Origin of the sequence: Glutamicibacter sp. NPDC087831 (genome assembly GCF_044742845.1) — a bacterium.
Taxonomy (GTDB): domain Bacteria; phylum Actinomycetota; class Actinomycetes; order Actinomycetales; family Micrococcaceae; genus Glutamicibacter.
Genome location: NZ_JBIUVH010000003.1, coordinates 424,805 through 442,589 on the forward strand (window position 1 = coordinate 424,805; position 17,785 = coordinate 442,589).

Sequence of the window (17,785 nt, forward strand, 5' to 3'; positions counted from 1 at the left end):
CATGTCTGCCGAATTGATTGGCGCACGTCGCGCCCGCATGGAACGCGTGACCAGCGAATCGTCCGTATTCGTTGAACTGGACCTCGATGGCACCGGTGTCTCTGAGATCAGCACCTCGGTGCCGTTCTACGACCACATGCTGACTGCGCTATCCAAGCATTCGCTCATCGATCTCACCGTGCGTGCAACCGGCGATACCCACATCGACGTTCACCACACCGTCGAGGACACCGCGATCACCATTGGCGAAGTACTGCGCGTGGCACTGGGCAACAAGGCCGGCATCCGCCGCTTCGGCACCTCCTACGCTCCACTGGACGAAGCCCTGTCCCGTTCGGTAGTCGATGTGTCGGGCCGGCCATACCTCGTGCACTCCGGCGAGCCTGCGGGCCAGGAATACCACCTGATCGGTGGTCACTTCACCGGTTCGATGACCCGTCACGTCTTCGAAGCCATCACTTTCCACGCACAGATCTGTGCTCACATCGAGGTGCTCTCGGGTCGCGACCCGCACCACATCGTTGAAGCGCAGTTCAAGTCCTTCGCGCGCGCATTGCGCGAAGCGGTAGAGCGCGATGAGCGCATGGGCGACAAGATCCCATCCACGAAGGGTGCACTGTAAGTGGAAAAGAAAACAGTAGTTGTCCTGGATTATGGGTCCGGCAACGTCCGCTCCGCTGTGCGCGCTTTGGAAGCCGCCGGCGCCGAAGTGGAACTGACCGCAGATCCGAAGAAGATCGTGGCCGCCGACGGCCTGGTAGTCCCCGGTGTTGGCGCCTACGCCTCGGTCATGGAGCAGCTGGCCAAAACCGGTTCCCTGCGTTGGATCGGTCGCCGCATTGCCGGGGGCCTGCCGGTTTTGGGTATCTGCGTGGGACACCAGGTCTTCTTTGAAGAAGGCGTGGAACACGGTGTGAAAACCGAAGGCATTGGCGAATGGCCGGGCAAGGTTGAACGCCTGCAGTCAGATGTCATCCCGCACATGGGCTGGAACACGGTACGCCCGCCGGAGGGATCCAAGCTGTTCGCCGGCATCGAGGGTGAACGATTCTACTTCGTGCACTCCTACGCTGTTCAGAAGTGGGAATTCGACGTAACGCAGCCAGCGATGACCCCGCCACAGGTGACCTGGTCGACGCACGGAACGCCCTTCGTGGCCGCCGTCGAGAACGGCCCGCTATCGGCAGTGCAGTTCCACCCGGAGAAGTCCGGGGACGCTGGCGCGCAGCTGCTTCGCAATTGGTTGGGGACGCTCTAGGCATGTGGACCCTTATTCTGGGCGTTGTCGGGGCCTTCCTGATTGGCGGAGCCATTTCGCTGAAGAGCCAGAAGGCCCATATCTCATGGATCATCGCGCTGTGGGTACTTGCAGGCCTGAGCCTGATCGCAGCCTGGTCCTTGACCTACTAATCACATTACTTCTTCACTAAGGACATCATGAGCGAGCAACCAATCCTCGAACTTTTGCCTGCAGTAGATATCGCTGGCGGACAGGCAGTGCGCCTGGTCCAGGGCGAAGCCGGTTCCGAGACCGGATACGGCGACCCGCTGGAAGCTGCGCTCTCCTGGCAGAATGCCGGCGCTGAATGGCTGCACCTGGTCGACCTGGACGCAGCCTTTGACCGTGGCAGCAATGTTGAGATTGTCCAGCGCATTGCCAAGGAACTGGATATCAAGGTCGAGCTCTCCGGCGGTATCCGCGATGACGCTTCACTTGACCGGGCCCTGGAATTCGGTGCTACCCGCGTCAACCTCGGAACCGCCGCGCTGGAGAACCCGGAATGGACCAAGCAGGCCATTGCCCGCCACGGCGACAAGATCGCCGTGGGCATGGACGTGCGCGGAACCACCTTGTCCGGCCACGGCTGGACCAAGGACGGAGGCGACCTGTGGGATGTTCTGGCCCGCCTCGAAGATGCCGGATGCGCCCGTTACGTCGTCACCGACGTGACCAAGGACGGCACCCTGCGCGGACCGAACGTTGAACTATTGCGCGAAATCGCTGCCAAGACCAGCAAGCCGATTGTCGCCTCGGGCGGCATCTCCTCGCTCGAAGACCTCCGGGTCTTGCGCGAGCTGGTTCCAGAAGGCATCGAAGGAGCCATCATGGGCAAGGCGCTGTACTCGGGCCAATTCACCTTGCAAGAAGCGCTCGATGTAGCAGGTCGCCGCTAGGCCCCATGCTGCAGCAGGGAAAGACGATTCAGGAGCTCGCGCTTTTGAATCGTCTTTTTTTATTCGTGAAAGCGGATCCCGGTCTTTCCCTCCTCGGGCCCGCGACTGCGCGCAGGTGCTGGGAAAGAAATCTGAAATCATCGGATAGGGGTGTCCAAGCTCATGACTGCAGTTTTGAAACTTCCCTCCAACAACCCCGAAACCACCGATAGCATGGAGCTATGAGTACCGAGCAACCTGAATCTGCACCCAAACGCCACCTGCCGGGACATATTGTCGCTGCACTGGCGCAGGCAGGCTCTAGCACCGACTCTGCCGGTCAGGACTGGGAAGGCCGGGACCTGAGCGGTGAAGGCAACCCCCTGCATAATTTCGACAAGGACGACGGCAAGGCCGACGCCAACGTCGTTGCCGCACTGGCGGCCTTGCGCGATGGCAGCGCAGGGGAGGGCGAGGTGCATAAATCCTTGTCCGAGGCACGCGTTTTCGTTGCGGTGGTAGCCCAGCTCGGCGAAGAAGCCATGACGGAACACGGCTTCGCATCCGACAAGGAAGCCGATATGGCGCTGGTGAAAATCAAGGCTCCAGATGGCCGCATGGCCCTGCCGATCTTCACGACCGTCGAACGATTGCAGGCTTGGCACAAGGAAGCTCGACCAGTGGCGGTTTACGCCCCGCGGGCGGCCCTCTCGGCAGTCAGCGAGGAATGCCAGCTGCTGGTACTCGATCCCGGAAGCGAATTCACCTTCGTGCTTCGACGACCGGGGGTCTGGAACCTGGCCAAGCAGATCGACTGGATTCCGAGTTATCAGAACCAGCAGATCGCCAACGTGGTGCAGGATGCAACCGAAGGCTTTGGCCAGTTGCAGACCGTCAAGGTTGCCCCGGGCAGGGGAGTCGGCTCACGCAGCAAGGACGGGCAAGTGGTCCTTGGCGGAGGTCCCGGACCGGAACTGAACTTGCAGTTTGTTTTTGCTCCCGGAACGAGCGAGAACGACGCTCGCGAGACGACTCGCGCAATCCACGGACGTTTGTCCCAAAACACCGAATTCGCTGAAGCAGTGGATTCCCTCGAACTCAGTTTGCACAGCGCGCCGAACTAAACCGGCGGGCTCCTTTCGACCAGACAAGGAACTTTCCGGGCATGAAAAGCTATTGGCAGATTTTGCGTCAACCGCAGATCTCACTTTTGTTGCTGATTGGCATGATTGCCCGACTTCCGCACTCCGCATTGAGCATGCTGCTGCTCCTGCATCTGGTGAACAACCTCGGCCAATCCTGGGTTTCGGCCGGTCTGGTCACGGCCGTCATGACCTTGGGCATCGCCATTGGCGCCCCGTGGCGCGGTGCCCGCGTAGATGTCTGGGGATTGCGCCGCGCGATGATCCCATCGGTGATCGTCGAAACACTCGTCTGGTGCACGGTGCCGCATGTTCCACTGGTCTGGGTGTACCCGCTGGCCTTCATCGGCGGACTCTTCGCGCTACCGGTCTTCTCAGTGGTGCGTACCGCGCTGGGCATCATGACCACCGGCGAACAACGCCGTACCGCCTTCGCCTTGGATGCCACCGCCACCGAACTGGTGTTCATCGTCGGACCTGCAAGCGCCGGCATTGTCGCCACCCAGATCAGCAGCGTCATTGGATTGAGCGTCATCGGCGTGACCTCGACGGTTGCCGGGTTGGCGCTGATGATCCTGAATCCGCCAACGCGCAGCGATGATCCCAAGGCGATCGCCTCGCGGGCCAACGTGCACGAGGAACGCTTGGGGGCGGAGGCCAGCTTCATTGCGGCCGCGCCGATGGGTGTACCCGAAGTCGAGGGCGAGCTGATCGCAGCCGGCATGAAGTCTGCCCGCGCCCGCATCAAGCAGCGTGGTCGCAACTTCAAGAACCGTTTCAACTGGGTCAGCGCTTCGGTCCTGGCAGTATTCATTGCCGCGGCCGGAGCAGGCATGCTGCTCACCGGCACAGAAGTGGCCATCGTGGCCGAATTGGATGCGTCGGCGCAGAGCCACCAGCTGGGTCTGGTGTTCTTCTTCTGGTGCGGAGCTTCGCTGGTCGGCGGCCTGATCTACGGGTCGATGAAGCGGGTTATTTCTCCACTGGTGCTGCTGCTGAGCATGGCCGTGCTGACGATCCCCATGTACTTCGCGTGGGATACCTGGTCATTGGCGCTGTTCTCCGCACTCCCCGGCTTCCTGTGCGCGCCGACGCTGTCGGCGGCCTCTGAGTGGCTCACCGACTTGGTGGCCGAAAAGCGTCGCGGCGAAGCCATGGGCTGGTATGGCTCTGCGATGACCGCTGGCACCGCGTTGGGATCGCCGATCACCGGCATATTCGTCGACAACCTCGGACCCGCCCCGGCCTTCCTTGGCATCGGCGCCATGGCTGCAGTGGTCGTGGTGATTGCCTTGATTGCGCAGCAGATCCGCCGCCGCGTTCGCCGCGCCCGCCGCCGTCGCCTGGAAACGATCGCCTAGGCTCTTGGAGTCGCCCTGAGCCGCGAGTACATGTACATGTCCCTGCGTGCGGTGCCCACCTGTTCCCAGCTGCGCAGCAAGCCTTCACGCTGGAAGCCGCACGCTTCAGCGGCCCGCCACGACCCCTCGTTCCACGGCTCCACGTAGAGTTCGATCCGGTCGATTCCCGGATGCTCCAATGCCCAGGCGCCGAGCGCAGCCAACGCGTGCTTGGCAATGCCGCGCCTGCGGTGCTCCGGTGCGATCCAATACCCGATGCTGGCCCTGCCGTGGTCGGCATTGCGCAGCCACAAGCCGATTTGCCCAACGGCACAATCCGTGGCCGTTTCGGCTATGGCAAATGAATACCCGCTGCCCTCGGCCACCCGGCGGTGCTGGCGCTCGATGAATGCCGCATAGCCGGCTTCAGTTCCTTGCGCCGGGACCGTGGTGATTTGCGTAATGTAGGGGTCCGTGGAGGCCTGCCTCACGGCAGGAATGTCGCTGGGCTGGAAGGGGCGGAGCCGGAAAGCGCCGGCGTCGATCACTGGTTGTTCCAGCATCTGCATGATTCCAACCTAGCTTGGTGATCCGAACAACAATGGACCCGTTTCCCTGGGGAAACGAGTCCATGATGTTAATCTCTTAAAATTCAGCCAATATTACCTAGTTGACCGGTCCGGTGAACTTCTCGCCCGGGCCCTTGCCTGGTGCATCCGGGATGATTGAAGCTTCGCGGAAGGCCAGCTGCAGGCTGCGCAGGCCGTCACGCAAAGGCGCTGCGTGCTGCGAGCCGATCTCAGGCGCACCGGCGGTGACTAGGCCTGCCAGTGCGGTGATCAGCTTGCGGGCCTCATCGAGATCCTTCAGCTCATTGGCATCTTCGCCCTCTGCAAGTCCGCACTTGACTGCTGCTGCACTCATCAGGTGGACGGCGGCCGTGGTGATGATTTCAACGGCTGCAACTTCTGCGATATCGCGCACCTGCTGGTCGACAGCGTGCTGGTGCGAGTTGGTGTCTTCGTTAGTCATACTGCTAAGCTTGTCACAGACCGACTCGATGCCGGTACTTCTCGCAGTTCTCCAGCTAGCACTGGATGTGGGATTCGTACTAGTATTGAGCCATGCAAGTGGAGGCCAACTCCCACCCGCTGTCGCCGTTTCCAGGCTTCCGGGTATTTCGGCAGGATTGCAGCAATGCATTCCCCAAGCGCTTACGCAGGAGCAATCCCGTGTTCGGCTTTGTCGTTCTTTTTGGCCTTCGCCTGCAATCGCAGACGGGGGCCTTCTTTGTTTGCGGTCATGGATTACGAATTTCAGGAGTGACACATCAGCGATCCACGCATTAATGAGCGCATTCGCGTGCCAGAGGTACGTCTCGTCGGCCCTAATGGCGAGCAGGTAGGCATCGTCCGTATCGAGGACGCGCTTCGTCTTGCTCTCGAGTCCGATCTGGACTTGGTCGAGGTGGCACCCAGCGCCAAGCCTCCAGTGTGCAAATTGATGGATTTCGGCAAGTACAAGTACGAAGCCGCTGTCAAGGCTCGCGAAGCTCGTAAGAACCAGACCAACACGGTCTTGAAGGAAGTCCGCTTCCGCCTGAAGATCGACACCCACGACTACGAGACCAAGGTCGGCCACGCACTGCGCTTCCTGGGCGCCGGCGACAAGGTCAAGGCCATGATCCAGTTCCGTGGTCGTGAGCAGCAGCGTCCAGAGATGGGCATTCGCTTGCTTGAAAAGTTTGCAGCAGACGTCGCCGAAGTTGGAATCATTGAGTCCAGCCCGCGCATCGATGGCCGAAACATGGTCATGGTTGTTGGTCCGCTGAAGAACAAGGCAGAGGCTCGCCGCGAACAGCAGCAGAAGTCGGGTGGCCGCAGCGCGGCCAAGCGCAAGATCCGCACCGACGCTCCGGCTGAGACCGAGGGCCAGAATGTCGCAGCTTCCATGGATGATGAAGCCCGCGCCAAGTTGGAGCAGGCACGTCAGGCAGCTGAAGGCGACGCCTAGCCAAGCCTGTTGGGCTTTCGAGCCCGTCACCGTTCACGGTGAAGGATCTTCTTCCGGGAAGGTCCAACTACAAGAGAACAACAGCGGTCACCTTTATCGGGGCCCGCTTCGGATGATCCCCACCCGGTGCTTTACCGGGTGGAGCACGTAAGGAGAACGGCAGCTATGCCGAAGTTCAAGACTCACAGTGGCGCCAAGAAGCGCTTCAAGCTCACCGGTAGCGGTAAGCTCGCTCGCCAGCAGGCCAACCGTCGCCACTACCTGGAGCACAAGTCCTCGCGCGTTACCCGTCGCCTGGCTTCTGACCAGATCGTCGCTAAGGCCGATGTAAAGACCATCAAGCGGATGCTGGGCCTCTAAGCTCTCCCTTTCGCAATACGGGGAAGCAATACCCCACCACCCATAGATTTCACCCATCCCGCAAAATCGCGGGCACTGGGGAACTGACTTGAAGGAGTACACACGTGGCACGTGTGAAGCGGGCAGTAAACGCCCACAAGAAGCGTCGCGTCGTTCTGGAACGCGCAAAGGGTTACCGCGGTCAGCGTTCGCGCCTGTACCGTAAGGCCAAGGAGCAGCTGCTCCACTCGTTCGTTTACAGCTTCAACGACCGCCGTAAGCGCAAGGGCGACTTCCGCCGCCTGTGGATCCAGCGCATCAACGCTGCATCCCGCGCCAACGGCATGACCTACAACCGTCTGATCCAGGGCCTGAAGGCTGCTCAGATCGAGGTTGACCGTCGTATGCTCGCAGAGCTGGCTGTTTCGGACTCGAACGCTTTCGCTACCCTGGTAAAGCTTGCCAAGGATGCACTTCCAGCTGACGTCAACGCCCCAAAGGCTGCCGCTGCTGAGGTTGCTGCACCTAAGGCTGCCAAGGCTCCAAAGGCTGCTGCCAAGTCCGTCGAGGGCGAAGGCGTAGTCAAGGCCGTTGAAGGCGAAGACGCACCTGAGGGCTTCATCATCAAGGGCAACGCCGGCTCGAACAAGTACCACGTTCCAGGCTCGACCTGGTACGACCAGACCGAAGCCGAGTTCTGGTTCAACTCCATCGAAGCTGCCAAGGCTGCAGGCTTCGAACCAGCTGGCGGCGAATCCCGTCAGCAGATGAAGTAAATCTCTTCTCCCTTTGAGCTGAGGCTCAGGTAGGACAGATCACACCGAAGGGTGGGTCCCGCGCACAGCGCGGACCCGCCCTTTGCGTGTTTCTACCGGTATTCTCGAGACATGAGCAGTTTTCCTCCAGAAGTGATGTCCAATCCACGCGCCGAACGAGTCAAGGCCATCGCGCGTCTGGCCAAGAGCAAGGGGCGCGAAGCCACCGGCGAATACCTCGTTGAGGGCCCGCAGGCGGTACGCGAAGCACTCAAGGCCCATCTGGAGGACGACAACCTGGTCCAGGGCGTCTATGTTGTCGGCGGCTTTCTGGAGAGCCACGAAGAATTCGTGCAGCTGCTCGATAGCGCCAAGGTTCCAACCCGCATCGTCACCGGCGAAGTGCTGCACGCCATGGCTGACACCCAGACCCCGCAGGGCATTCTTGCCGTGGTCGCCATGTCCCAGCCGCAGCTGAGCGAGGTGCTGGACACCAAGCCGAAGCTGATCGCCGTGCTCTGCCGCATCCAGGACCCGGGCAATGCCGGCACCATCCTGCGTGCCGCCGATGCCGCCGGAGCCGATGCGGTGATCCTGACCAAGGGCAGCGTGGATATCTACAACCCGAAGGCCGTGCGCTCCACCGCCGGCTCGCTGTTCCACGTACCGGTGCTGAACAACATCGAATTCGACCACCTGGTCGCCGCCGCGAAGACCACCGGAAGCCAGATCCTGGCCGCCGACGGCTATGCTGCCCACAACCTGGACACCCTGCAGGATGCCGCCGTGCTGCGTGCAAGCCAGCCAGGCACCGAAGCGCCAGAAGCACAGCCGGTGCTGGAAGCGCCAACCCTGTGGCTGTTCGGCAATGAAGGCCAGGGGCTGGAGGAGCACGAGAAGGACGCCGCCGACTACCGCGTGGCCGTGCCGCTCTACGGTGTTGCCGAATCCCTGAACGTGGGTACCGCATCCACCGTCTGCCTGTACGCTTCGGCCCGCGCCCAGCGCTCAGCGAATCGGAGCGCACTGGACTCCCATGGCAGCTGAACTCAAGCAAATTGTTGCCGTGGCCATCGTCGATGACCTGGCCCGGCCCACCAAGCTCCTGGCCGCGCGCCGCAACCGCCCTCAAGCCCTTGCCGGGCTCTGGGAATTCCCTGGTGGAAAAGTCGAACCCGGCGAGAGCGAAGTCCAGGCCGTGCACCGCGAGCTGCGCGAGGAACTCGGGGTGCAGATGCGTCTTGGCGCGCCCATCCCAGGCCCGCATCCCCAAGGGTGGCAGCTGAACGAGAAGGCCGCCATGCGCATATGGTTCGCCCAGATCACCGAGGGCGAGCCAGCGACCCTGGACGGGCATGACCAGCTGGCCTGGCTGGAACTCGATGACTCGCTGTCCGCCGTCGTCCCGTGGATTCCAGCCGATGCGCCGATCGTGGCGGCATGCCTGGCCCAGGCACGTGCCGGGGCGCAGCACTAAACACCCGTAAGCTTGTTACCGCGCCAACTTCTGGCACTGTGCCTATAGCCGATATTTTGAGGAGCACTTTTCGTGAAGCGATTTATGAGCGTTATCGCTCTGGCCTTCGCCGCCGTCCTAGCACTTTCTGGTTGCGTCAACATGAACGCAGAAGTCGACGTCTTGGGCAAAGACAAGGTCGCCGGGGCCATGCAGCTGACCCTGCACAAGTCGACGCTCAATGGCGTCAGCTTTGAAGAAGTCCTCGAGAGCCAGATCGACATCGAAATGATGGAACAGCAGCTGGGGGACCAGTGGAGCTACAGCAACATCGATGATGGCGAAAACGTCGGCCTGCGCTTTGAAACCACCAGCCCGATGACCTACGTCCAGCTGGCTGACGCATTCCGCGTCTTCGGCTTCGAAATCAACCTGGGCGATGACGGGAAGGAATACTCCTTCTCGATGCCGGGCGACAAAGCCACCGTGGATTCTTCCTTCACCGAAGCGAACCTGCACGTCACCTTCCCCGGCGCAGTCACCTCGCACACCCCGGGCACCGTCGAGCACCACACCGTCACCTTCGACATGATCAAGGGCGCCGCCGCCTACCAGGCCACCGCCAAGGTCGACCACACCATGTTCTACTCCGCAGTATTCGGCGGGGCGCTGCTGGTTTTGACCTTCGTCTTCGTTGCCGCTTTCGCGCCAAAGGGTGCCAAGGAATCGCATTAATTAGCAGCAATCCTGCTTCAAGGTAAGAAGCTTCACGCCAAGGGCCCGTCATCGGTGAAACGATCACGGGCCCTTAGCCATAGAATGGAAGCAAAGTGTTCTACGCGTAAGTACAAGATAAGAGTAAGGATCGATCGATCCCATGTCTGATCAGACAACTGAACAAGCTCCTGTCGGGGAGTCCAATGTTCCGCACCCAACCGATGAAGCCGGCATCCAGGGCGCGGTCGATGCCGCCCTGGCAGCCATCCAGGCCGCTGGCGACCTGAACGAGCTGAAGGAAGCGCGCCTGGCCCACACCGGCGAGAAGTCCGCGCTGTCCCTGGCCAACCGCCAGATCGGCAAGCTGGACAAGACCCAGAAGGCTGTTGCCGGCAAGCTCGTCGGCGGTGCCCGCGGACGGGTCAACAAGGCCCTGGCTGCCCGCACCACCGTGCTCGAAGAAGCCGAAGCCGCCCGCATCCTGGTCGAAGAAACCGTGGATGTCACCGCGGCCGCCCGCCGCCGCAGCGTTGGCGCCCGCCACCCGCTCTCGGTCCTGCAGGACCGTGTATCCGACATCTTCGTCGGCATGGGCTGGGAAATCGCCGAGGGCCCGGAAGTCGAATCCGAATGGTTCAACTTCGACGCGCTGAACTTCAAGCCGGACCATCCTGCCCGCGAAATGCAGGACACCTTCTTCGTGGAGCCTGCCGACGCGCACCTGGTGCTGCGTACCCACACCTCCCCGGTGCAGGTCCGCTCGATGCTCGAGCGCGATGTGCCGGTCTACGTGCTGTGCCCTGGGCGCACCTTCCGCACCGATGAGCTCGATGCCACCCACACCCCGGTTTTCCACCAGTTCGAAGGCCTGGCCGTGGACAAGGGCCTGACCATGGCCGACCTGCGCGGCACCCTGGAGCACTTCGCCCGGCAGATGTTCGGTGCCGAAGCGCAGATCCGCCTGCGCCCTGCCTACTTCCCGTTCACCGAGCCATCGGCAGAGCTGGACATCTGGCACCCAGGTGCCAAGGGCGGACCGCGCTGGATCGAGTGGGGTGGCTGCGGCATGATCAACCCGAACGTGCTGCGCGCAGCTGGCATTGATCCCGAAGAGTACTCCGGCTTCGCCTTCGGCATGGGCATCGAGCGCACGCTCATGTTCCGCAACGATGTCCCAGACATGCACGACATGATCGAGGGCGACATCCGTTTCAGCCAGCACTTCGGGATGGAGATCTAAGCAATGCGTATTCCACTATCTTGGCTGCGCGAATACGCGCAGGTACCAGCCGACGCATCGGCTGAAGACGTCATGGCAGACCTGGTCAAGGTCGGCCTCGAAGAAGAAGATGTCCACCGTCCAAGCGATGAGCTCTCGGGCCCCATCGTGGTCGGCCAGGTGATTTCCCTGGAAAAGGAAGTTGCCTCCAATGGCAAGACCATCAACTGGTGCCAGGTTCGCGTGGTTCCAGAAGGCGCCGAGCAGACCCTGACCGGCAAGGGCATCGACCCCTCGGGCGTGCAGGGGATCGTGTGCGGTGCGCACAACTTCGTCGAAGGCGACAAGGTCGTTGTCACCCTGCCCGGCGCCGTGCTGCCAGGGGACTTCAAGATCTCCCCGCGCAAGACCTATGGCCACACCTCGGCGGGCATGATCGCTTCCTCCCGCGAGCTGGGCATCGGCGAAGACCACGACGGCATCATGGTCCTGTCCAAGCTGGGCCTGGACCCGGAACTGGGCACCGACGTCTTCGAGCTCTTCGGCCTGGATGACCAGGCGGCGGAGATCAACGTGACCCCGGACCGCGGCTACTGCTTCTCGATCCGCGGCGTAGCGCGCGAATACGCGCTGGCCACCGGCACCTCCTTCACCGATCCCGCATCGATCGTGACCGTTTCGGAAGCCACCGAAGCCGGCCATGAAGTAGTTCTCCGCGACGAAGCGCCGATCTACGGCGTACCGGGCTGCACCCGCTTCGTGACCCGCGAGGTCTCCGGCATCAACCCGAGCCTCCCGACCCCGCGCTGGATGGCTTCGCGCCTGCAGCTGGCCGGCATGCGCTCGATCTCGCTGGTAGTCGATATCTCCAACTACGTCATGCTGGAACTCGGCGCGCCACTGCACTTCTACGATGCTGACAAGCTTGCCGGTGCGATTACCGTGCGCCGCGCCAACGCCGGCGAAAAGCTGGTGACCTTGGATGCCAAGGAACGCGAGCTGTCGGTCGAGGACCTGCTGATCACCGATGAGTCCGGCGCCATTGGCATTGCCGGCGTCATGGGCGGCGCGGCCACCGAGGTCTCGGATTCGACCAGCCGCGTGCTGATCGAAGCCGCGCACTTCGACACCGTGTCCATCGGCCGTTCGCGCCGTCGCCACAAGCTGCCTTCCGAAGCCTCCAAGCGCTTCGAGCGTGGCGTGGACCCACGCATCATGCAAATCGCGGCCCAGCGTGCCGTGGACCTGCTGGTGCAGCTGGCCGGCGGCACCGAAACCACCAAGGCCACCGACGCGGGCCAGATTCCTTCCGACACCCAGATCCAGCTGCCGGCAGGTTTCGCTGGAGCCCTGATCGGCGTGGACTACACCGATGAGCAGACCATCACCGCGCTGGAAGGCATCGGCGCGAGCGTTGAGCAGAACGCCGAGGGCTTCCTGGTCACCGCACCAAGCTGGCGCCCGGATTTGGACATCAAGGAAGACCTGGTCGAGGAAGTAGCCCGTGTAGTCGGCTATGACAAGATCCCGGCGACCTTGCCTGTGGCCCCTCCGGGCCGTGGCCTGACCCGCGCCCAGTCCCAGCGCCGCCGCCTGCTGCAGGGCTTGGCAGATGCAGGGCTGACCGAGGTCTTGAACTACCCATTCGTTTCCGAAGCGCAGAACAGCACCTTTGGTGCTGCGCAAGCCGGTACCGAGGTCAAGGCCATTTCGCTGGCCAACCCGATTTCCAAGGAATTCCGCTTCCTGCGCACCTCGCTGCTGCCGGGCTTGCTGGAAACCGCTCGCCGCAACATCGGCCGTGGCTTCCGCGACCTGGCACTGTATGAAGGCGGCCTCGTCTTCCTGCCAGGTACGCAGCTGGGTTCCTCGGTTCTGCCTCCGCTAGGTGAAAAGCCAAGCGATGAGGTCCTGGCCGAACTGTTCAACGGCGTCCCTGACCAGCCATGGCACCTGGCCGCGGTTCTCACCGGCCGCGAAGCATCGGCTGCGGCCGGCTTCGCACCGCGTGCCTGGGACTGGGCCGACGCGCTGGATGCGGCGCACTGCGCAGCAGATGTCCTCGGCGTTGAGCTTGAGGTTGCCCAGGGCAGCCACCAGGCCTTCCACCCGGGCCGTGTTGCAGTACTGAAGGTTTCCGGGCAGGTCGTTGGCTACGCCGGTGAACTGCACCCGCAGCTGCTCAAGGACCAGGACCTGCCAGCACGTACCGTGGCCATGGAACTGAATGCTGCCGCACTGATGGCTGCTGCACCTGCAGTGGTTGTTGCCCAGCAGCACCTGTCCGCCCAGCCGCTGGCTACCCAGGACGTGGCCTTGGTTGTCGACCAGGACGTCGTGGCTGGAGATGTGCTTGCCGCCCTTCGCGAAGGCGCCGGTGAACTGCTCGAAGACATCGCGCTGTTCGACGTGTACCAGGGCCAGGGCATCGAAGACGGCAAGAAGTCATTGGCCTTCGGCCTGAGGTTCCGTGCCGCCGACCGCACCCTGACCGCCGACGAGGCCTCCGAGGCTCGTGCCGCCGCGGTGGCTGCGGCTACCGAGAAGTTCGGCGCTTCCCAGCGCTAGGCTTTCGGCCTGCCAGATGCCCTGCTGCTCTCCCGATGATCGGGAAGCGGCAGGGCATTTTGCTTTGTCGCCATGCCCGGGTTGGCCAGGTTGAGGACTACACTTGATCTGGGATATCCCGACAAGGCGACTAGATGAGGGAAGAGGCTTGAAGTGAAGGGATTGCGTTCATGCGGTGCTGTGCTGCTGGTGTTCTTCCTCGGGATCCTGGCCGTTGCCGTCCTCATCGCGGCAGGCTGGGCAGCGGTGCTGTTTATCCAGCGTGGCGCCGGAACCCACCTCGAAGAACCGGCGACCCCGAGCGCTACGGTAGAGGAAGAAGCACCCGATAGGCTCCGCCCATCGGAAACCTACACGCCCTAGCTGGCAGGTGGCACCGGTACAGTGGGAAGAACCCGTGTCAACGTTATGAGCCCAGGGCCTTCCTTCGCCTGCGCGATGAACCCGTAACGGGCAAGCACTTTCAGCGAGGCGATATTCGAGGCATCGGCACGAGCGATAAATGCGCTTCGACCGGTTTCCTGCAATTGCGCGAGCCCCTCGCTGACTATTTCCTTCGCCAAGCCTTGGCCCCAGCATTCCGGGGCGATCCAATAGCCGATTTCGGTGGCATGCCTGCGTTCGGTAGTGGTGAAAAGTCCAACCGGAGAATTCTGGCGGCGCGCGATAAACCAGGAGATCTCCGGACTGCTCAGGGCATGATCCACGCGTTGCGCGGTGTACTCCAGGCTCCAGGTGCTTCCGTCGCCGATATGGGCCATGACGCGTTCGTCTGCAGCCAGGCGCGCAACGAAATCTGCATCCGCCTCGGTCATTGGCGTTAGCAGCAGTGAAGGACCCATGGGTTCAGCCTATGCGGGAACGAAGCGCGCGCAAACTTGTTTCATTGGCCGTAGTTCTTCTACGAGTCCTTCGGGATGGAAGCCGACTTCACCGGGGACTTTCCGCAATGCCCCGGATTCAGCCTGGACCTGCGCCCGCGGCAGTAGCTTCAAAACAAAAGCAGGGAACGGCGAAAGCTCGCCGTTCCCTGCTGATATTCAAGTACTTTACTTGGCTGCGCCAGCGGTAACTGGTGGCAGATCCGACCATGGGAAGGTAATCCACTTGTCGGTGCGGCGCCATTCGTAATCCGGGACCATGATGGTGCGCGGCTTGGTGTACAGGCAGACGGTCTTGACCTCGGCGCCCCAGGCGGACACCAGATCGACAACCTTTTCAAGGGTGCGGCCGGAGTCGGAGACATCGTCAACGATCAGGATCTTCTTGTCGCGCAGGTGGCCATCGTCCAGCATTGGAGGAAGAACCACTGGCTCCGGCAGGACGGTGCCGATGCCGGTGTAGAACTCCACGTTCAGCGCACCGCAGGCCTTGACGCCCAGAGCGTAGGAAATCGAGCCGGCCAGCAGCAGGCCGCCTCGTGCTACTGCCAGAACGATGTCCGGCTCGAAGCCGTCGTCGACAATGGTCTGTGCCAGTTCGCGGGAAGCTTCACCGAAGGTGTCCCAAGTGAGGATCTCGCGCTCTGGTTCTGAAAGGACGGATGCCCCGGAATCGTCAATGCTAGTCATTCTGCAATTTTAGCCCCGAATTTGGTGCGGTGCTGTCCAGTTCAAACCAATCGATCATTTTTTCCTCCCATGCCCGGAGGATTCCCATCCGTTGATCAGGCATGAATAGGCATGCAATGCACCTGCTTGAGGAATCCATCACTTTTCGGCGAATCCCGGTTGGAACAAGCGCGTTGCGGCCCCAATGCGCCGAAAGCCGTCTTAAGGATGATCGATGCCACACCCCGGCTCGCTAGGATAGGAGAAAGGCCATCAGCCGGAGATAACCCGGAACTCGAAAGAAGGAGACGCATCGTGGGCCCACGAACCCGGAGCATTCGAATAGCCGGTACCGCAGCGGCACTTTCCTTGGGGCTGGCTGGCGCCCTGCCTGCCGCGCAAGCTGCCACCGGTGTGCAGGTCGTGGCCGGGCAGAACCTGGAATCGGTCACCATCGAGGATTCCACCGGCAAGCTCAATGAGCAGCGGCTGCGTGACGCACTGGACGAGCTCGATTTCAACGAGCCCACGGATGTGGCAATCTACGCCCGCAACGGAGAATACTCCGATGACATCAACACCAAGACGCTGGAATACGCCAAGTCATCCCATCCGGAATGGATATCAGGAAAGCCCGAAGACTACGGCGACTACTGGGCCGACGGCCTGTTCATCATCACCTTGTCCATCGAAGGAGAAGGAGATGGACAGATCGGCACGTACTTCGGCGAAGACCGCAAGGTCTCAGAGAGCTCCATGGAGAGCATCCACGAAGCCGGCTACGACGACTTCAATCTATCCCGGTGGACCGACGGCGTCATTGCGGTAGCCGATCAGGCGGCCGTGATCATGAATCTGCCCTGGTACCAGCACCCGGCCTTGTGGATATCCACGGGCGTCGGAGGCCTCGTGGCTGCCATTATCGGCGGCGTCGCACTGCACACTCGGTCAACGCGTCGGAAAACTTTCGCGGAAGAACTGCATCAGGGGACCTTGCACCTGACCAACGTCACGATGGATCTGGAAGAAACCGAATTGGCGGCTCGTACGCTGCCGTCGGCTTCAGGGCATGCAGCCGAGCTGGAGCAGCGCTTCACCAAGTTCATGGCCAAATACCGTGCTTGTTTTGCAGCGCAGCAGGCACTGGAAGACTCGGGCAAGAAGGAGCGGTCCGGCTCCGAAGGCGTTCGCTTCGCCAAGGAATTCCGCGAAACAGCGCAGTCCCTGGACCTGACCGATGACGCCATCATTGCCGCGGCGGCGCTTTATACCCGTTCAGCATCCTGGGAAGAGGCGTGGCATGCACAGACCGAGCCGCTAGAAGAGGACCTCGACGAGATCAGGGAGTTGCTCAACGACGTAGAGCCGGAACTGATGGGCAGCGCGGCCGCCTTGGCTTCCTACCGGGAAATGGCAACCAGGCAGCTCGGCGAATTGTCAGTGCAGCTGAAGAAAGAATCGATCACGGTGGATCAAGCGCTCGATGGATTATCGGAGTTGCGTGCCGAATTGACCGAAAAGCTGGATGTCTTCGCCCAAGCTCAAATCGAAGTGTATGCGGAAAGTGCCGAAGAGAAGGCCGACATGCAATCGGCATTGAAGAAATCCCGCTATGAATCCGGGGCATATGACGGCCGTTCCGGCACCATCCTGGACGTTTTGAATCCCGCATCGATGTATTGGCGCGTGGGTGGCTACCACCACGGATATTCCGCGGGCGTCAGCGCAGTGGCTGAGTCGCGTGAAGCAGCGAGCTCGTCGGGCGGAGTCTCCGGCGGATACTCTGGTGGCGGAAGCTTCTCCGGCGCTGGCGGATCTTCGCGCTTCTGATGGAAGGCAACGATATCTTCGCAGAGCTGCTGCCGTCTTCGGTACATTTGGTCCAGTCGCGTACCGAGCTGGAAGACGGCCGATCCTACGGGGAAGAAGAACGGTACATCGCCGAGGCGGTGCCTGAGCGGCAGCAGGAATTCCGTACTGTCCGTGTCTGCGCTCGCCGAGCGCTGGCACAACTGGGCTATGCGGGCGTTGCCTTGGTTCCAGATCAAAAACGGGCACCGATCTGGCCAGCTGGCGTGGTGGGGAGCATGACCCATTGCGCTGGCTTCCGTGCAGCGGCAGTAGCCTCCACCAGCGATATTCGCGGCCTTGGCATCGACGCCGAACTGCATGCTCCGCTGCCGGCAGAAATCCTCGACATCATCTTGCTTCCCGAAGAGCAGGTGATGGCCGCCGAGCTATCGGCGCACCATCCGGGCATCGCCTGGGACCGGCTGATTTTCAGCGCCAAGGAAAGCATCTTCAAGGCGTGGTTCCCGCTGACCAGGCAGTGGCTGGATTTCCTGGAATGCGAGATTCGCGTCGATGCGCAGTCCCGCCGTTTCCATGCCGGAATCCGGGCTACGGGACCGGTTGCCGCGCAGCATGCTCTCGCATCGATGAGCGGTCGCTGGATCGCCGAAGGACCGCGCGGCCAAGGGCTGCTGGGCACCTGCGTCATCGTTCCCTAGCAGCGGTGCACCGGGAACGGAT

General features: G+C 61.8%; 21 protein-coding genes. 17 read left to right on the plus strand and 4 right to left on the minus strand.

Translation table 11 applies throughout. The features are described from left to right. Position 1 precedes the first annotated feature (1 nt). From hisB to ACIOJF_RS12790, 6 genes are all read left to right on the plus strand, one after another. On the plus strand, positions 2-622 hold the full coding sequence (hisB, locus tag ACIOJF_RS12765) for an imidazoleglycerol-phosphate dehydratase HisB (RefSeq protein ID WP_013348471.1): 621 nt from the start codon (positions 2-4) through the stop codon (positions 620-622). Next, entirely contained in the window at positions 623-1,258 is a 636-nt protein-coding gene (gene hisH / locus ACIOJF_RS12770) for an imidazole glycerol phosphate synthase subunit HisH (protein WP_105658154.1), read from the plus strand. It abuts the gene before it with no gap. A gap of 2 nt (positions 1,259-1,260) precedes the next feature. Then, a complete protein-coding gene (locus ACIOJF_RS12775) occupies positions 1,261-1,410 on the plus strand; it encodes a hypothetical protein (protein WP_166650645.1) in 150 nt (49 codons plus the stop codon). A gap of 27 nt (positions 1,411-1,437) precedes the next feature. Continuing rightward, entirely contained in the window at positions 1,438-2,175 is a 738-nt protein-coding gene (gene priA / locus ACIOJF_RS12780) for a bifunctional 1-(5-phosphoribosyl)-5-((5-phosphoribosylamino)methylideneamino)imidazole-4-carboxamide isomerase/phosphoribosylanthranilate isomerase PriA (protein ID WP_105658153.1), read from the plus strand. A gap of 221 nt (positions 2,176-2,396) precedes the next feature. Continuing rightward, a complete protein-coding gene (locus ACIOJF_RS12785) occupies positions 2,397-3,278 on the plus strand; it encodes an SseB family protein (RefSeq protein ID WP_402735596.1) in 882 nt (293 codons plus the stop codon). A gap of 41 nt (positions 3,279-3,319) precedes the next feature. Next, on the plus strand, positions 3,320-4,657 hold the full coding sequence (locus ACIOJF_RS12790) for an MFS transporter (RefSeq protein ID WP_105658151.1): 1,338 nt from the start codon (positions 3,320-3,322) through the stop codon (positions 4,655-4,657). Here ACIOJF_RS12790 and ACIOJF_RS12795 read toward each other — a convergent pair. After that, positions 4,654-5,205 (minus strand): GNAT family N-acetyltransferase, encoded by a 552-nt coding sequence (locus ACIOJF_RS12795; RefSeq protein WP_402735598.1) that lies wholly within the window; start codon positions 5,203-5,205, stop codon positions 4,654-4,656. The two genes, ACIOJF_RS12790 and ACIOJF_RS12795, sit on opposite strands and share 4 nt — an antisense overlap. A gap of 97 nt (positions 5,206-5,302) precedes the next feature. Beyond that, a complete protein-coding gene (locus ACIOJF_RS12800) occupies positions 5,303-5,668 on the minus strand; it encodes a DUF1844 domain-containing protein (RefSeq protein ID WP_013348478.1) in 366 nt (121 codons plus the stop codon). Positions 5,669-5,998: 330 nt separating this feature from the next. Here ACIOJF_RS12800 and infC point away from each other — a divergent pair, with 330 nt between their 5' ends. The 9 genes from infC to ACIOJF_RS12845 all read left to right on the plus strand — a co-directional run bounded on the left by infC (position 5,999) and on the right by ACIOJF_RS12845 (position 14,066). Further along, positions 5,999-6,649, plus strand: coding sequence for a translation initiation factor IF-3 (gene infC, locus ACIOJF_RS12805; RefSeq protein ID WP_388023856.1), 651 nt, complete (start codon positions 5,999-6,001; stop codon positions 6,647-6,649). Between the two features lie 165 nt (positions 6,650-6,814). Next, the gene (rpmI, locus tag ACIOJF_RS12810) at positions 6,815-7,009 is read left to right on the plus strand and encodes a 50S ribosomal protein L35 (protein WP_013348480.1); all 195 of its coding nucleotides are present in this window, start codon (positions 6,815-6,817) and stop codon (positions 7,007-7,009) included. A gap of 104 nt (positions 7,010-7,113) precedes the next feature. Then, on the plus strand, positions 7,114-7,764 hold the full coding sequence (rplT, locus tag ACIOJF_RS12815; protein WP_105658148.1) for a 50S ribosomal protein L20: 651 nt from the start codon (positions 7,114-7,116) through the stop codon (positions 7,762-7,764). 111 nt (positions 7,765-7,875) lie between these two features. Then, a complete protein-coding gene (locus tag ACIOJF_RS12820; protein WP_105658147.1) occupies positions 7,876-8,790 on the plus strand; it encodes an RNA methyltransferase in 915 nt (304 codons plus the stop codon). Beyond that, entirely contained in the window at positions 8,780-9,220 is a 441-nt protein-coding gene (locus ACIOJF_RS12825) for a (deoxy)nucleoside triphosphate pyrophosphohydrolase (protein ID WP_402735599.1), read from the plus strand. Before ACIOJF_RS12820 ends, ACIOJF_RS12825 begins: the two co-directional genes overlap by 11 nt. 72 nt (positions 9,221-9,292) lie before the next feature. After that, on the plus strand, positions 9,293-9,934 hold the full coding sequence (locus tag ACIOJF_RS12830; RefSeq protein WP_388023849.1) for an LppM family (lipo)protein: 642 nt from the start codon (positions 9,293-9,295) through the stop codon (positions 9,932-9,934). 142 nt (positions 9,935-10,076) lie between these two features. Beyond that, a complete protein-coding gene (gene pheS / locus ACIOJF_RS12835; RefSeq protein WP_105661889.1) occupies positions 10,077-11,156 on the plus strand; it encodes a phenylalanine--tRNA ligase subunit alpha in 1,080 nt (359 codons plus the stop codon). Between the two features lie 3 nt (positions 11,157-11,159). Beyond that, complete coding sequence (pheT, locus tag ACIOJF_RS12840; protein ID WP_402735601.1) at positions 11,160-13,703, plus strand: phenylalanine--tRNA ligase subunit beta; 2,544 nt, start codon at positions 11,160-11,162, stop codon at positions 13,701-13,703. Between the two features lie 153 nt (positions 13,704-13,856). Then, on the plus strand, positions 13,857-14,066 hold the full coding sequence (locus ACIOJF_RS12845) for a hypothetical protein (protein ID WP_105658142.1): 210 nt from the start codon (positions 13,857-13,859) through the stop codon (positions 14,064-14,066). On the opposite strand, the gene ACIOJF_RS12850 is transcribed toward ACIOJF_RS12845, so the two are convergent. Together ACIOJF_RS12850 and ACIOJF_RS12855 are read right to left on the minus strand one after the other, a co-directional pair. Continuing rightward, entirely contained in the window at positions 14,063-14,545 is a 483-nt protein-coding gene (locus ACIOJF_RS12850; RefSeq protein ID WP_402735602.1) for a GNAT family N-acetyltransferase, read from the minus strand. The two genes, ACIOJF_RS12845 and ACIOJF_RS12850, sit on opposite strands and share 4 nt — an antisense overlap. 207 nt (positions 14,546-14,752) lie before the next feature. Continuing rightward, on the minus strand, positions 14,753-15,274 hold the full coding sequence (locus ACIOJF_RS12855; RefSeq protein WP_105658140.1) for a phosphoribosyltransferase: 522 nt from the start codon (positions 15,272-15,274) through the stop codon (positions 14,753-14,755). 294 nt (positions 15,275-15,568) lie between these two features. On the opposite strand from ACIOJF_RS12855, the gene ACIOJF_RS12860 reads away from it, so the two are divergent. After that, a complete protein-coding gene (locus ACIOJF_RS12860; RefSeq protein ID WP_402741700.1) occupies positions 15,569-17,083 on the plus strand; it encodes a DUF5129 domain-containing protein in 1,515 nt (504 codons plus the stop codon). Continuing rightward, complete coding sequence (locus tag ACIOJF_RS12865; RefSeq protein WP_402735604.1) at positions 17,083-17,763, plus strand: 4'-phosphopantetheinyl transferase; 681 nt, start codon at positions 17,083-17,085, stop codon at positions 17,761-17,763. Before ACIOJF_RS12860 ends, ACIOJF_RS12865 begins: the two co-directional genes overlap by 1 nt. Positions 17,764-17,785 lie beyond the last annotated feature (22 nt).